Origin of the sequence: Psychroflexus sp. MES1-P1E, assembly GCF_002836055.1 — a bacterium.
Lineage (GTDB): Bacteria > Bacteroidota > Bacteroidia > Flavobacteriales > Flavobacteriaceae > Psychroflexus.
Genome location: NZ_PJBS01000307.1, coordinates 37,487 through 52,932, shown reverse-complemented (window position 1 = coordinate 52,932; position 15,446 = coordinate 37,487). Strand labels below are relative to the sequence as shown.

Annotated in this window: 17 protein-coding genes; 7 read left to right on the top strand and 10 right to left on the bottom strand. The window is 35.5% G+C overall.

From position 1 onward, the window contains the following. Window positions 1–24: 24 nt before the first annotated feature. Entirely contained in the window at window positions 25–789 is a 765-nt protein-coding gene (locus CXF67_RS10585) for an alpha/beta fold hydrolase (RefSeq protein WP_102088713.1), read from the top strand. 6 nt (window positions 790–795) lie between these two features. Further along, window positions 796–1,395 carry a ribosome biogenesis GTP-binding protein YihA/YsxC gene (gene yihA, locus CXF67_RS10580; RefSeq protein ID WP_102088712.1) on the top strand — a complete coding sequence of 200 codons (600 nt, stop codon included), beginning with the start codon at window positions 796–798 and terminating at the stop codon, window positions 1,393–1,395. A 4-nt stretch (window positions 1,396–1,399) separates the two neighbouring features. Here yihA and CXF67_RS10575 read toward each other — a convergent pair whose 3' ends face one another. From CXF67_RS10575 to gldB, 3 genes are read right to left on the bottom strand one after another with little or no spacing between them, the layout of a single operon-like run. Further along, entirely contained in the window at window positions 1,400–1,774 is a 375-nt protein-coding gene (locus CXF67_RS10575; RefSeq protein ID WP_308302193.1) for a GTPase, read from the bottom strand. Then, window positions 1,758–2,114: a gliding motility protein GldC gene (gene gldC / locus CXF67_RS10570; protein ID WP_102088711.1), complete on the bottom strand. Its 357-nt coding sequence runs from the start codon at window positions 2,112–2,114 to the stop codon at window positions 1,758–1,760. Before gldC ends, CXF67_RS10575 begins: the two co-directional genes overlap by 17 nt. A 3-nt stretch (window positions 2,115–2,117) precedes the next feature. Further along, window positions 2,118–3,074, bottom strand: a complete 957-nt coding sequence (gene gldB, locus CXF67_RS10565) for a gliding motility lipoprotein GldB (protein ID WP_257984666.1) — start codon at window positions 3,072–3,074, stop codon at window positions 2,118–2,120. Window positions 3,075–3,156: 82 nt separating this feature from the next. Between gldB and nadE the strand changes: the two genes are divergently transcribed. Beyond that, the gene (gene nadE / locus CXF67_RS10560; protein WP_102088709.1) at window positions 3,157–3,936 is read left to right on the top strand and encodes an NAD(+) synthase; all 780 of its coding nucleotides are present in this window, start codon (window positions 3,157–3,159) and stop codon (window positions 3,934–3,936) included. A 5-nt stretch (window positions 3,937–3,941) separates the two neighbouring features. Here the strand turns inward: nadE and dnaG are convergent, their stop codons facing one another. Next, window positions 3,942–5,903 carry a DNA primase gene (gene dnaG / locus CXF67_RS10555; RefSeq protein WP_102088708.1) on the bottom strand — a complete coding sequence of 654 codons (1,962 nt, stop codon included), beginning with the start codon at window positions 5,901–5,903 and terminating at the stop codon, window positions 3,942–3,944. Between the two features lie 34 nt (window positions 5,904–5,937). Next, on the bottom strand, window positions 5,938–6,915 hold the full coding sequence (locus CXF67_RS10550; protein WP_102088707.1) for a polyprenyl synthetase family protein: 978 nt from the start codon (window positions 6,913–6,915) through the stop codon (window positions 5,938–5,940). A 202-nt stretch (window positions 6,916–7,117) separates the two neighbouring features. Between CXF67_RS10550 and CXF67_RS10545 the strand changes: the two genes are divergently transcribed. Next, complete coding sequence (locus tag CXF67_RS10545) at window positions 7,118–7,963, top strand: T9SS-dependent choice-of-anchor J family protein (protein WP_102088706.1); 846 nt, start codon at window positions 7,118–7,120, stop codon at window positions 7,961–7,963. 80 nt (window positions 7,964–8,043) lie between these two features. On the opposite strand, the gene rlmN is transcribed toward CXF67_RS10545, so the two are convergent. From rlmN to CXF67_RS10525, 4 genes are read right to left on the bottom strand one after another with little or no spacing between them, the layout of a single operon-like run. Further along, window positions 8,044–9,090 carry a dual-specificity RNA methyltransferase RlmN gene (gene rlmN, locus CXF67_RS10540; RefSeq protein WP_102088705.1) on the bottom strand — a complete coding sequence of 349 codons (1,047 nt, stop codon included), beginning with the start codon at window positions 9,088–9,090 and terminating at the stop codon, window positions 8,044–8,046. A gap of 45 nt (window positions 9,091–9,135) precedes the next feature. Beyond that, entirely contained in the window at window positions 9,136–9,999 is an 864-nt protein-coding gene (locus tag CXF67_RS10535; protein ID WP_102088704.1) for a hydroxymethylglutaryl-CoA lyase, read from the bottom strand. A gap of 45 nt (window positions 10,000–10,044) precedes the next feature. After that, window positions 10,045–10,665, bottom strand: coding sequence for a LysE family translocator (locus CXF67_RS10530; RefSeq protein ID WP_102088703.1), 621 nt, complete (start codon window positions 10,663–10,665; stop codon window positions 10,045–10,047). A 3-nt stretch (window positions 10,666–10,668) separates the two neighbouring features. Then, window positions 10,669–11,694 (bottom strand): quinone-dependent dihydroorotate dehydrogenase, encoded by a 1,026-nt coding sequence (locus CXF67_RS10525; protein WP_102088702.1) that lies wholly within the window; start codon window positions 11,692–11,694, stop codon window positions 10,669–10,671. Window positions 11,695–11,802: 108 nt separating this feature from the next. On the opposite strand from CXF67_RS10525, the gene pepT reads away from it, so the two are divergent. The 3 genes from pepT to crcB are packed head-to-tail and all read left to right on the top strand — an operon-like array spanning window position 11,803 to window position 14,515. Next, window positions 11,803–13,038, top strand: a complete 1,236-nt coding sequence (gene pepT, locus CXF67_RS10520; RefSeq protein WP_102088701.1) for a peptidase T — start codon at window positions 11,803–11,805, stop codon at window positions 13,036–13,038. Window positions 13,039–13,091: 53 nt separating this feature from the next. After that, the gene (locus tag CXF67_RS10515) at window positions 13,092–14,126 is read left to right on the top strand and encodes an AraC family transcriptional regulator (protein ID WP_102088700.1); all 1,035 of its coding nucleotides are present in this window, start codon (window positions 13,092–13,094) and stop codon (window positions 14,124–14,126) included. Window positions 14,127–14,128: 2 nt separating this feature from the next. Continuing rightward, entirely contained in the window at window positions 14,129–14,515 is a 387-nt protein-coding gene (gene crcB / locus CXF67_RS10510) for a fluoride efflux transporter CrcB (RefSeq protein WP_102088699.1), read from the top strand. Window positions 14,516–14,518: 3 nt separating this feature from the next. Here the strand turns inward: crcB and CXF67_RS10505 are convergent, their stop codons facing one another. Next, a complete protein-coding gene (locus CXF67_RS10505) occupies window positions 14,519–15,445 on the bottom strand; it encodes a 2-hydroxyacid dehydrogenase (RefSeq protein ID WP_102088698.1) in 927 nt (308 codons plus the stop codon). Window position 15,446: the final 1 nt, after the last annotated feature.

The following is a 15,446-nucleotide window of genomic DNA, read 5'->3' as shown; positions in this document are numbered from 1 at the left end:
GAATTTTGAAATTTTAAAAACCTTATGGAAGAACATATAAAGCAGGAAGGGAAATTTAAATACTTTGAAAAGGGTGAAGGGACTCCAATAGTGGTTTTACATGGATTGATGGGTGGGTTGAGTAACTTCGACGGAGTTATGAATTATTTCCCTACAAAAGGGTATAAAGTAGTGGTTCCTGAACTTCCACTTTATGACATGCCTTTATTAAAAACCAATACTAAAAACCTGGCCAATTACATTAAAGATTTTATAGATTTTAAGAATTATGGCAAGGTCATACTAGTTGGAAATTCTCTAGGTGGACATGTTGGTTTATTGACCACCAAATACTATCCAGAGAGCGTCAAGGCTCTTGTGATCACAGGAAGTTCTGGTCTTTATGAGAGCGCGATGGGTGAAAGTTATCCAAAGCGAGGTGATTATGAATACATGAAAAAGAAAGTTCAAGATGTTTTTTATGATTCTGAAATCGCAACACCAGAAATCATCGATGATGTATACAGCGTGGTGAATGATAGAAATAAATTGATAAGGACCCTTTCTATAGCGAAGAGTGCTATACGCCACAATATGTCCAAAGATTTACCAGACATGCATACGCCAACCTGTATCATTTGGGGAGAACAAGATGAAGTCACTCCTCCGGAAGTCGCTGTAGATTTTAATAAACTTTTACCAGACTCTGAGTTATTTTGGATAGACAAATGTGGTCATGCAGCTATGATGGAACATCCAGATGAGTTCAATACCATTTTATACACTTGGCTTCAAAAAAGAAAATTTTAGTCTATTATGAGAATTAAGACTTCAGAATTTGTAATGAGTAATTCGGATGTGACTAAATGTCCAAATTCTCAATTACCGGAATACGCTTTTATTGGCAGGAGTAATGTGGGTAAATCTTCATTGATAAATATGCTCACAGAACGCAATAGCTTGGCAAAAGTTTCAGGTAAACCAGGGAAAACTAGACTTATTAATCATTTTTTGATTAACGATTCTTGGCATCTAGTGGATTTACCTGGCTATGGTTACGCCAAAGTGAGTAAAAAAGAGAAAAAGACCTTCCAAAAATACATTACCGCTTACTTCGAAAAGAGACAGCAATTGGTAAATACTTTTGTCCTTATAGATTCCCGACACGCTCCACAGCCTTTAGACCTTGAGTTTTTAGAATGGCTAGGTAAGAATGCCATTCCTTTATCAATTGTATTTACAAAAACAGACAAATTAAAACCTAAAGTTTTAGAAAATAATATCATTGATTACAAAACCAAATTAATGGAAACTTGGGAGGAGCTCCCTCCTTATTTTACAACCTCTTCTGCCCATAAAACTGGAAGAGATGATATTCTGAATTATATCCATGAGATCAATCAAAGCCTGGTATAATAAATCAAAACCTAGATTTCACTTTTTCTATCAACACCTCTACCTCTTCAATCTCATTAAGTTCTTTACTCGACATTAAAAGACTTAATTCATAGTTATCCTGAAATAAAATCACAGGGAGTTCGTAGAGGCTTTCAAATTTCGATTTGAAATTCTTCTGATATTCATCCTTATGTAAAAAGATAAACTCTATATCAGTTTCCTTTCTAAACGCTTTCCATTTCTTATTCTCTAAAAGCAACCCATAGGTTAAATCACAAAGATTACAATTGTAAGTTTTAGGGCTAAAAAGTTTGTGAGCACTATCCAATAAGCCGTTCGATGCACCGGAATTTGCATTATAGACAAAAATTACGGCTTTATTACTTTTTATCATCATTGGATTTAGCGTCTTCAATATCCATCTTTTCTGCAAAATAAGAACAAAAATCTTTCATGGTTTCTGTCATTTCCTTGTCGTCTGTAGCTCTGTAAAATGTATCGCTCATGCCCACTAAAATTTGATGAAAGAACTTTTTCATTTCATCAATAGGCATTTCCTTGGTCCATAAATCTATGCGTAATGTCTCCTGAGTTTTATCATCCCAAATACTCAAAAAAGCTGCTTTGGTTTCTTCATTATCAATCCCTCCATCTTGAGCGGACCAAGTGAGTTTTTCTGGAATTCTATTTTCGTCGGTTTCTACGTTTATTTTAATTTCAGACTTTTTTTCAATCATTGCTTAAGGTTTATAATTTGATTTTTCAAAAATAGCATCAGACTTCATATTCAGGAGGTCTTTTATACTAGTATTAAGATTTTTATTCATGAAGGCTTTTACTATTTGCCAACCTATATATTGTCCTATTCTAGGAGAAGACTCATTGTCCAATTCCAAATAAAATTTAGAATAAGGAGCTAGGTTGATAAAGCGATCTTCCAAAGTAGTGTCTGTCGAGTAAATCAAGTTTCGCTCTACAAAAAAGGACCAGATTTCAGTTTCATTTTCTTTGGCCCACTCAAATTGATCTTCAGAATAATAAATTTTTGCAGCATTAGATTTAAAAGGAATAAGGATGTCTTTTAAATAAAGGATCTTGCCATAATAAATCATCTCCGATATGAATTTTCTAGACCTCTTTTCATCGATATGTTGCTTAGCAAAGGCATCTACAACTTCGGAAAGCAGGAACTTTCTATCTTGCTGAAAGGCGATATAATCAGCAAAACCTCCATAAAACTTATGGTCTTTTCCTAGATAATTATCTAAAGAGATAAGAAGTAAATCTTCCGTTAACACCAATTTATTTCTATAGTTCACCTCTTCGGCCAACGTATACACTTTCGGGAGTTTATACGACGGGAAATAATACTTAGCGTATTTAAAAAAACGCTCTAAATCTTCTTTTTCTTTGTCGAAATTCGGAAAAGCTTGATTAACCTCCGCATGAATTTGCTTTTGCAAGTCGCTTTGCATTTTTGAAATCCACAAACTATCTGGCACTTGTTCTGGAAATAAACGTGGAAAGTTATTTTTTAGCCTTGGCAAATCCATTGCCGAAGCTTGATCAAATTCTTGATCAAACCGAACCACTTCTAAGTCAATAGTAAGATCTTCAGCCTCTGGATTCATTTTAGAGTTTTGATCACAACTCACCATAAAGCAGCAAAGACTCAACAAAATTAAACGAAATCTCATATTTGAAGACATTTGGTTTTGTACCGGAATAGAATACTTATATTTGATGCAAATGTAATATTTAAAAGGTAAATCATAGCTTATGAAGTCTCAAAAAACGATCGATTATATAGCCAATTGGATGATGGAATATCTTGAAAACAGTGGGCAAAATGGGTTTTTGATAGGTGTTTCTGGAGGAATAGATTCTGCGGTAACCTCTACACTTTGTGCACAAACTGGCAAACCCACCTTATGTCTAGAATTACCTATACACCAACACGAAGACCAAGTGTCGAGGGCAAGAAAACATATAGATCATTTGGAAAAACGATTTGAAAATGTAAGCTCGGTAAAAATTGATCTTTCCGACACCTTCGAAACTTTCAAAAATAGCTTACCAGAAATTGAAGAGATAGATCTAAGAGACTTTTCGCTAGCCAACTCACGGGCTAGATTAAGAATGACAACGCTTTATTATTTTGCTGGTATTCACGGCTATTTGGTTGCTGGTACTGGAAATAAAGTTGAGGATTTTGGTGTTGGATTTTACACCAAATATGGAGATGGTGGCGTAGATCTTAGCCCTATTGCCGATTTAATGAAAAGTGAGGTCTTCGAACTGGCGAAGGACCTTGATATAATAGACGATATACAAAACGCAAAGCCTACCGATGGTTTGTTTGGTGATAGCAGAACAGATGAAGATCAAATTGGTGCCAGCTACAACGAATTGGAATGGGCAATGAATTTTAAAGGTGGAATTTCTAAAATTTCTGACAGAGAAAAAGAAGTTTTAAAAATTTATAATTCCATGAACAGATCTAACCAACACAAGATGCAACCGATTCCTGTGTGTGAAATTCCCAAGGAATTAAGATAATTCGCTTATAGAACCCGATTTAATTTATTGGAAATCAAAACTTCCAATCCATTATATTCCATGGTTTCTATCATCAGTTCGCGATCCACTTCCTCTTTTTGTTCTCTTATGATTTCACTTAAATCTTGAACTTTTTTTCTGATTAAAAATCGACGCAAATTTAAAATGGTTTCCATGACTTCTCTAGGGTCCACCTCGCTTTTATCAATTACAAAAATCTCTTGACGCTTCCAATCGTGTAATTGATTTTTTTCATTTTCCATAATAATAGACGTCACCTCTTGAGACAAATCTGGCTTTAGATGGTTGATAAACGTATCGATCTTCAAGGCTCTTTCTTTTGTATAAATCTCAATAATTAGGGCATATAATTCCTTAAACAAAGGATTAGAAAATTCAACTTCATCCTCTTGAAGTTCTATAAATATTTTTTCAAACACAACATATTCACGTTTTACCTCAGTATGCTTATCCTTATCAAAGTCGTCAAAATCGAAGTCTACATCTACAAATACCGCAGTATTACCCCCATATTTTAGAAGCAACTGAATAATATTTCTCTCTAGCACATACTGCTGATTGACTTTAGAGACAACTGGCTCAATTTTTTTCTCCTTTACAATTTCTAAAGACCCCTGCCTAGGCCGGCGTTGACTTTCTTTTCTTTCCTTAGCTAGAATTTGTGCAAGTGTACTAAAAAGAACATCTTCGGAGACCTCCAAAAGATTGGAGCAGCTTTGGATGTAAATTTCCTGAGTGATTTGATCTGGTATTTTAGAAATAGAATTTACAATATCCCTGACCACTTCAGCTTTTTTTACAGGATCATTTTCCGCATCTTCAAGTAATAAGGAAGCTTTGAATCTTATAAAATCCTGAGCATTGCTATTGAGATAAGTTTCTAACTCTTCTTTGGAATTGGATTTTGCAAAACTATCTGGATCTTCACCATCTGGGAATAAGCAGACTTTCACGTTCATACCTTGTTCCAAAATTAAATCAATACCACGCACAGAAGCTCTTAATCCCGCAGCATCTCCATCAAATAAAACTGTAATATTGTTGGTTAGTCTATTGATAAGTCTAATTTGCTCTGGCGTTAAGGCTGTACCAGAAGAAGCAACTACATTTTCAATTCCTGTTTGGTTAAACTGAATCACATCCGTATACCCTTCCACTAGATAACAGTTGTCTGCCTTAGCAATAGACTGCTTGGCTTGATAAAGCCCGTATAAAACTTTGCTCTTATGATAGACATCACTTTCAGGTGAATTGAGGTATTTTGCCTGCTTCTTATCATTTGTAAGAATTCTACCTCCAAACCCTAAAATTCTTCCAGACATAGAGTGTATGGGAAACATCACCCGACCTTTAAATCTGTCGAAGCGCTTTTCTCCCTTTACGATACTAAGCCCAGTTTTCTCCAAGAACTCTAAACGGTATCCCTTTTCTAAAGCTGAATCTGTGAAGGCTTGCCACTCATCTGGAGAATAGCCGAGATCAAACTTCTCCATCGTTTCTGACGTAAATCCCCTCTTCTTGAAATAACTGAGACCAACTGACTTCCCTTCATCGGTGTGAAGCATTTGCTTGATGAAAAAAGATTTGGCAAACTCATTGACCAAGTACATACTTTCTCTCTCACTAGCCTTTTCTTTTTCTTCTGAAGATTGCTCCGTTTCTTCAACTTCAATATTGTAACGTTTTGCTAAATGCTTTATGGCTTCAGGATAGGTATAATGCTCATGTTCCATTAAGAAAGCAACCACATTCCCTCCTTTACCAGAACTGAAATCTTTCCATATTTGCTTCACTGGAGAGACCATAAAACTAGGAGATCGCTCTTCTGTAAAAGGACTTAACCCCTTAAAATTGCTGCCAGATTTTTTCAACTGAACATAATCACCTATCACTTCCTCTACTCGAGAAATATCAAAGACTTTGTCAATAGTAGATTTACTTATCAATGGAATTTAATTTGAAATAAATGTAAGAATAAAATTATTTTTCTCGATCAATTACATAGTCTATCATCAATTGAAGAGACGCTTTGTAAGTAGAATCTGGATAACGTTGAAGAATTTCTGAAGCCTCACTTTGAAATTCTTTCATTTTAATTTGAGCATAACTAAGCCCTCCTACAGATTTTACATAGTCTATCACTTCATTCACGCGCTTTTTGTCTCTATTGTGATTTTTAACAGAATTGATGATCCAGTTTTTTTCCTTTTTTGACGCTTGATTGATTGCATAAATGAGGGGTAAAGTCATTTTCTGTTCTTTAATATCTATACCAGTAGGCTTACCTATTTTTTGGTCACCATAGTCAAAGAGGTCATCTTTGATCTGAAAAGCCATTCCTATAAGTTCACCAAATTTACGCATGTCCTCCACGTCTTTAGAACCTGGTCTTACAGCAGCTGCACCAAGACTGCAACAGGCGGCGATGAGGGTGGCGGTTTTCTGCCGAATAATCTCATAATAAATATCTTCAGTAATATCGAGTCGGCGTGCTTTCTCAATTTGAAGTAATTCCCCCTCACTCATTTCACGTACGGCCACTGAAATAATCTTTAATAAATCGAAGTCATCGTTATCTATAGATAACAAAAGCCCCTTAGACAACAGGAAGTCACCGACCAAAACCGCTATTTTATTTTTCCATAAAGCATTGATGGAAAAGAAACCACGACGTTGGTTGCTATCGTCCACAATATCATCGTGAACCAAGGTAGCCGTATGGATAAGTTCTATAACAGAAGCCCCGCGATAAGTCCTATCGTTTACCTCTCCTTTAGACACCATTTTGGCGACGAGAAAGACGAACATAGGCCGCATTTGCTTGCCTTTTCTGTTGACGATAAAATGAGTGATTTTATTGAGAAGGGCTACACGAGAAGACATGAAAAGATGGAACTTTTTTTCAAAAAGTTCCATCTCATGAGCTACGGGCTCTTTTATTTGTGAGACAGTTTTCAATGTGCAACAAATATAGAGTTTTATGTCTTAAAAAGGCCTTAAAACCAGGATTGGAAAACAGCTTTACTGTTTCAGAGGATTAAGTGTTAATTTTAAAAAAGTCAAAGCAAACGCAGTTGAACAAATAATTTTTACTGCATTTATAAACTAATTTCAAAAATTTTAACTCTATGAAAAAAATTACTTTTTATTTATTTTAGCGATGATTTCCTTTGTGGATAAATCTCAAGTAACACTCTTTGAAGATAGTTTCGAAGATTATGATGATTTCATTATTTCTGAAATTGGTGATTGGACACTAATTGATGGTGATGGGGGAAATACGTATTCTATCGAGGGTTCAACTTTCCCTAATCAAGGCTATATAGGTTCCTACATCTTTTTTAATCCTCTTCAAGTAGATGCTCCTTTAGATGGAGATGATGCATGGTCTGCTAGAACAGGTGATAAAATTATTAGTGCATTTGCAGCTGTTCCAACTCAAGTTGATGCAAACGATGACAGATTAGTTTCACCTCAAATCACTCTAGGTAGTGATGGTAACACTCTTAGCTTCTGGGCAAAAGCACCGACAGATATTTATGGCCCAGAACTTTTTGACCTTGAAATCTCTACAACTGGTACTGAAGCTGGTGACTTTTTTTTAGTTTTACCAAATCAATCACCTGAAGCTGAAGAATGGACAGAATTCGTTTTTGATTTAGATGGATTTGCAGGAGAAAATATTTATATAGCTATTCGATATAAAGCTAGTGATGTATATGTTTTACATATTGATGATTTTAGCGTAACCGCTACTACTTTATCAAATGAAAGTTTCGAGATATCAGATTTAACTCACTTCTACAGAGCAGGACAACTATCTATTCAATCTAGCTTTAACTTAGACAATGTGTCTTTATTCAACACCTTGGGTCAAGAAGTTTTAAATAAGGACTTAAATCCTGACAATACTTCAGTTAATGTGTCTAGCTTAAGCACTGGACTTTACATCGCTAAAGTTGCTTCAGGAGACCAAGTGAATACATTCAAATTTGTAAAACAATAAGAGTTATCAATTCTTAAGTTTAAACAAAAGCTCCGATCATTGATCGGAGCTTTTCTATTTTAGATACTTTTTTATTTAAATTAAGCGTTAATCTTATTAGCCAGCTGTCCACAAGCCGCATCTATATCCTTCCCTCTAGAATGTCTTAGGGTCACCGTAATATGATTAGCTTCTAGAGCATTAACGTGTTTGGCAACAGCATCATCACTTCCTTGCTGAAACTGTCCATCATCTATTGGGTTGTACTCTATGATATTCACCTTACAAGGAATCAATTGACAAAACTTTACTAAAGCGCTTATGTCCTCTTGAGTATCGTTAATCCCTTTCCAAACAATATATTCATAAGTCACAGATTTACCTGTTTTCTCGTACCAGTATAACAAGGAGTCCTTAAGATCTGCCAAAGGAAATTTTGCATTGAATGGCATAATTTGAGTTCTTATTTCATCAATCGCGGAATGAAGAGATACAGCTAAATGAAATTTAACATCATCGTCTGCCAGTTTTTTTATCATTTTTGGAACTCCAGAAGTGGATAGAGTAATTCGCTTTGGCGACATGCCCAATCCATCAGGAGAGGTGATTTTTTCTACAGACTTAAGCACGTTTTTATAATTCATCAAGGGTTCTCCCATTCCCATGAATACAATATTGGACAATGGAATGCCATTATAAAGTCTACTCTCTTTATCGATAGCGACCACTTGGTCAAAAATTTCATCGGCATTGAGGTTTCGCATTCGTTTCAATTTCGCAGTGGCGCAAAATTTACAATCCAAACTACATCCCACCTGGGAGGATACACAAGCAGTGGTCCTTGATAAGGTTGGAATCAATACAGATTCAACAGTAAAACCATCATGAAGTTTAACGGCATTTTTGATAGTACCATCTTTACTTCGTTGCATCTCGTCTACCTCAATATGATTGATCACAAAATTATCCTCAAGCATTTGTCGAGTCTCTTTGGACAAGTTGGTCATCTCCTCAAAATTGTAAGTCGCTTTGTTCCAAAGCCAATTGTAGACTTGAGATCCCCTGAATGATTTATCCCCTTGAGAAACAAAAAATTCATTCAACTCTTGTTTGCTTAATGCCCGTATATCTTTCTTTGAATTTTCCACATTGCAAAACTAAGTAAAAAAGAGAGGAATCCTCCAAAAAGTATACTAATGGTATTTAGAAAATAAGTCTGATGCTTTATTGTAAGCTGATTCAAAACTTGTCATTTTTATGGAATTCTCCATCTTCTTAGAATTAAAATAAGAGAGCATTTTTTCAGTCTGCATATTTCCGGTCAAATCATCTTTAGCCATAGGGCAACCACCGAATCCCTGTACAGCTCCGTCAAACCTCCTACATCCTCCTTTAGTAGCAGCATCTACTTTTTCGAACCAAGCGTCTGAAGTAGTGTGTAGATGAGCACCAAATTCCATAGTAGGGTATTTAGGAATAAGTGTGGAAAATAAATCTTCGATCACCTCTGGAGTGGAACTCCCTACGGTATCCGATAAGGATAGAATTTTCACTCCGAGATCTGCCAGGATTTCAGTCCACTTCCCTACGATATTCGTGTTCCACGGGTCTCCATAAGGATTTCCAAATCCCATAGATAAGTATGCAACAACAGATTTATTGGACTTATGAGCTATCTCAAGAATAGATTTTAAAACCTCAACAGATTCTGCAATGGTCTTATGCGTATTTCGCATTTGGAAATTTTCGGAAATTGAAAAAGGATATCCCAAATAATCGATTTCTGGAAACTGAGAAGCATCTTGAGCTCCTCTTTGATTTGCTACAATAGCTAAAAGTTTACTTTTAGTAGCAGACAAATCCAGCATGGATAAGACTTTAGAAGTGTCTTGCATTTGCGGAATCGCTTTAGGCGATACAAAACTTCCAAAATCTATAGTATCGAACCCACACCTTAAAAGGGATTGGATGTATTTTACTTTTTCTTCAGTTGGAATAAAAGACTTTATGCCTTGCATCGCATCTCTAGGACACTCGATTAACTTAACAGATTTCATAGGCCAAATATACAGTTTTAAGGTTTTTAGAAAAATGAAATGAGCTTAAAGTAAAATCAGAATAGCTATAGCTATAAAAGTTAAAATTTGAAACCATTTTAAAAAAGAGAAATGACTTGACTTCTGAAACAACACTGTCGAAACCTTACCTGCTAAAACTGAAACTACACTAAAAATAAAAAAGGCCTGAAGCATAAATAAGCCCCCTAAAATGTAAAATTGAAGAACTAAATTGGAGTCGGTATCCCACAAAAAACCTGGGAAAAAGGCTAAAAAAAAGATGGTTACTTTAGGATTGAGCATATTCATAACCAAACCTGTTTTATAATAGCTAAAGCTAGATTTGCTAATTTTGGTTTCCTCACTTGAGGAAAATCCTTCACCTCGAGAAGATATATATACTTTATAAGCTAAATAAAATAAGTATAAGGCTCCTGCGATTTTTATACCCCAGAACAAGGTCTCAGAGTTTTTAATAACCAGCGACACTCCAAAAGCAACCAAAGACGTATGAACAATTATACCAGTCACCAATCCTGCGGCGATGATAAGTCCTCGCCGATAGCCTCCAACCAGGCTTTGAGAAAGAACATAAATAATGTCAGGCCCTGGTGAAAGTGTTAAAAAAATAGAAGCGATTAGGAATGGAAGAATTTGCTCAAGCATGTACTACTTGAGATTACGATCTAGAATAGCTTGATTGATGGCTTTGATAAGACTTGGACCTTCGTAAACAAAACCGGTATACAGCTGAACAAGACTTGCACCAGCATCTAGTTTTTCTAAAGCATCTTGTGGTGTCATAATGCCCCCAACTCCAATAATCGGAAAAGCTTTATTGCTTTTGGTCGATAAAAAGCGAATTACCTCTGTGGACGATTTGGTAAGTGGCTTTCCACTTAGACCTCCTGCTTCATCTTTATGAATTGAAGACAATCCTTCTCTAGAAATAGTAGTATTGGTCGCAATAACACCTGCTATTTTACTCGATATAACAATGTCGATAATGTCCATCAATTGCTCTTCAGAGAGGTCTGGCGCTATTTTTAGCAAAATAGGTTTTGGCTTTTGCTTTTTTTCATTTTTGACTTGTAGGTGATTTAAAAGATTTTGTAGAGGCTCCTTATCTTGCAAAGCTCTTAAGTTGGGAGTATTCGGCGAACTCACATTCACAACAAAGTAATCTACATAATCAAACAGGACTTCAAAACTGAAATCATAATCAGTGATAGCATCTTCATTAGGCGTTGCTTTATTTTTACCGATATTCCCACCAATAAGAATATTTGAATTTTGTTTCAATCGTCTTACAGCTTCCTCTACCCCTTCATTGTTAAACCCAAATCTATTTATAATCGCGGAGTCTTGCTTTAATCTAAACGCCCTCTTTTTTGGATTCCCAGGTTGGGCTTTAGGAGTGACTGTTCCTATTTCAATAAAACCAAAGCCAAGGCTAGATAATTCTTTATAGAGTTCTGCATTTTTATCAAACCCTGCCGCTAGACCAACGGGGTTTTTAAACTTAAGACCAAAAACCTCTCGTTCTAATCTTTTATCTTCAAGAACGAAATTCTTTTTTAAAATTGAAGAAAACCCAGGGATTTTACAAACAAACTTCAAAACGTTGAAACTAAAATGATGTACAGCTTCAGGATCAAACTGGAATAAAATTGGCCTTAAAATTTGTTTGTACATCTTCACTTTAATTTGAATACAAAAATAAAGTAAATCTTAGGATGAGCAACTTTTTATTGGAAATTAATGAATACAAATTCTTATTTTTGAGCAAAATAAGAACAATAGATGATAAATTCTAACACGCTTTTAAATCGATTCCTTACCTATATCAAAATTGATTCACAAAGCAATCCAAATAATGAAAACACACCTAGTACAGAAAAACAGTGGACGATTGCTCATATCTTAAAAGAGGAGTTAGAACGCATTGGTTTACACGATGTTTCTATAGATGACAAGGCTTATATTATGGCAACTCTACCTTCAAATGTTGACCACGAGGTTCCAACGGTAGGTTTTGTATCACATTTTGATACCTCACCAGATTTCAATGCTTCTAGCATTAAGCCTCAAATTCATGAAAATTATGATGGAGGAGATATTATACTCAATGCAGAAAAAAATATAATTTTGTCTCCCGATTATTTTGAGGATCTTAAACTCTACAAAGGTCAGACCCTCATTACGACAGATGGAACTACTCTTTTAAGCGCCGACGATAAAGCGGGAATTACTGAAATCATTATGGCGATGGAATACCTTGTAAACCATCCCGAAATAAAACATGGAAAGCTAAGGGTCGGTTTTACCCCAGATGAGGAAATAGGAAGAGGCGCCCACCATTTTGATGTCGAAAAATTTGGTGCAGCATACGCTTACACCATGGACGGAAGTCAAATTGGCGAATTGGAATACGAAAACTTTAATGCTGCGGCTGCTACCCTTAAATTTAAAGGAATAAGTGTCCATCCAGGCTACGCTAAAGGAAAAATGGTAAATTCGATGTACCTCGCTCAAAAATTTATTGATGTCTTACCAAAAGAAGAAGTCCCAGAACAAACTGAAGGCTACGAAGGGTTTTTTCACCTCTGCAAAATGAATGGGACTATAGAGCTTACTGAATTAAACTATATTATAAGAGATCATGACAAAACAAAATTTGAAGCCAGAAAAGAACTTTTTGAAGGCGTTGTTGCTAAAATGAATAAAACCCACGGAGAAGAGGTTGTAGAGTTAGAAATTCATGATCAATATTACAACATGAAAGAAAAAGTAGAGCCTATCAAATACATTGTAGATATTGCAGAGCAAGCCATGAAAGAACTTAACATCACTCCTGTCCTAAAACCTATAAGAGGAGGCACTGATGGTGCTCAACTTAGTTATAAAGGCCTACCCTGTCCTAACATATTTGCAGGAGGGCATAATTTTCATGGAAAATTCGAGTATGTTCCGTTAGAAAGCATGGTGAAAGCTAGTGAAGTCATTGTCAAAATTGCAGAACTCACAGCACGTCGCTAAATCTTAAAACATAGCTTGATTTTAAGTATATTCGTTCATGTAAGAACTACCATATGAAATTTTTTAAATATATCTTTTTTCTTATTGTTTTAATTTTTGTTTTGGGCTCCCTCTATATTGCAACGGTAAGTGTACATAATCAAGAAACGATAAATTTTGAGACCCCCATCAATGCTAAGCTCTTCGAATCGAAGATTAAGGATTTTTCTAGTTACTCCAACTGGTTTTCTATTGGTGAAGATGAGGCTATAAATCCTAGACTAAGCAACTCTGAGGATTTTGAAAACTCAACACTTTCTTGGCAGAATAGTAAATTTGAAGGTATCAATCTTCAAAACAAATCTAAATTCTCGGATTCACTTGTACAGCAGCTCACTTTAAAAACGTGGTTGAGCCTTTCTGAAATTGATTTAACCTGGAAATTTGAAACTTTAGAAAACAACTCAAACCTTATACTTCACCTAGAATCAAATGCTGATTTTTGGCAAAAAGCTGAATACGTATTTACTGGAATTTCACATTTAGACATCGCTAAAACCTCTATCGAAAATAGCTTAAGCAGCCTTGAAAGCTCTATTCAGAAAGAAATTTCAGTCTATGATATAGCTGTTGTAGGCAAAGTTGAAACCAGTCGATTTTACTTGCTTCACGCTACCTCTGCCGCTAGACTTAACTTTAATAAAATCCTAGAAAAATCTGAGCCCATTTTCAAAAGTATAGAAAACTTTATGACGGAGAAAAAGTTTGAAATCTATAAAGGAAGACTTATTTTATTTGAGAATTTATATGAAAATACCGGTAATCTGATATTTTCTCCTGGAATAGGTTCCCAAGAAAAAATTGCCATCCCTGATACTTATGAGATTTTGTCTAAATCCGTTAGTCAAGGAGCTTATTTTAAAACCAAGCTGACGGGAGACCATATCAATATGGAAGAGCTTATCGAATATAGCAATACCATAGTTGCAAATAGGTCCCTAAAAATCAATACACGGCTAAAACCCTTTCTTGAATTTGAAATCAATTCAAACTCAACTGTTAATCCTTCCAAGTGGATTACCAATTATTATATCCCCATAATTGAATAAATATGAAGTCTGTTTTGCTAGTATTTCTAGGGGGTGGATTAGGAAGTGTTTGCCGATATCTGGTAACTTTATTTTTTAAAACACAAGTTGACTCGAAGTTTAACTTCTTTAGCACCTTAACTGTGAATGTTTTAGGAAGTCTTTTAATTGGACTTTTATTGGGTTGGTTGATGAAATCTGAAGGTCAGTACTCGAATTTACATCTTTTACTAGCGGTAGGGTTTTGTGGCGGATTTACAACGTTCTCCACTTTCTCTTCAGAAAATCTAATTTTATTAAAAAGCAACCTTTACTTAGAGTTTTTACTTTATGCTCTAGGAAGCCTAGTTTTGGGAGTCTTGGCCGTATTTTTAGGTTTTATGATTACTAAAAACTTAACTGCTCATTAGCTTTTAATATCCTTTTGCAGTATTGACTTCGTTCAGTAAGGCTTTTCCATTTTTCATCCTCTTATAGTTGTCTAGCAATTGATTGGCTACAGATTCTGGATCTGTCATACTCGCAATATGTGGTGTGATTTGGATTTGAGGATGTTCCCAAAAGGGGTGAGAACTCGGAAGAGGTTCTTCTCGAAAAACATCTAAGCTTGCTCCAGTTATGATGTCCTGATCTATAGCTTTTAGTAAGTCATCTTCATTAAGGTGCTCTCCCCTAGCCACATTAATTAGGTAAGCTTTATTTTTTAGTTTCCTAAAGAGATCGAGATTAAGAATTCCAGTGGTGAGTTCGGTGACAGGCAATAAGCAAACAAGAATCTGAGTGTTATTTAAAAATTCATCCTGTTCTTTTTCTCCATAAACTCGGATGCCTTCAACTATTTTTGAAGAGTTGGCATATCCTATGACCTCAAACCCATTTTTTTTCAAAACTTTACCAGCTTCTTGTCCGAGAACACCGTACCCCATAATACCAACTGAAGTATGTTTTGGAATTTGATAAGGCTTAGTATTCCAAAGTTTAGCAGATTGATCCTGGAGATGTGTGAAAAGATTTCTAGAGACCGCCAAACAGTTTAATAGGACGAATTGGCTCATATCTTCTGTTAACTGCCCATCGACAATTCTAGTTACCCTTGCCTGTTCAGGCAAATCTTTATCTTTTAAAATATGATTCACGCCTGCTCCCATAGAAGCGATGACTTTAAGATTTGGAAAATCGTTATAAAGACCTTCTGGATGTTTCCAAGAAATAGCGAATTCAACATCTTCTGGACGGTCAATATCTGGATAAATTTGAATATCTAAAGATTCATTTTTAGACATTAATGTGTGTTTCCATTTTTGGGGATCCCTAGTTGTACTTACAATTAATATGGACATG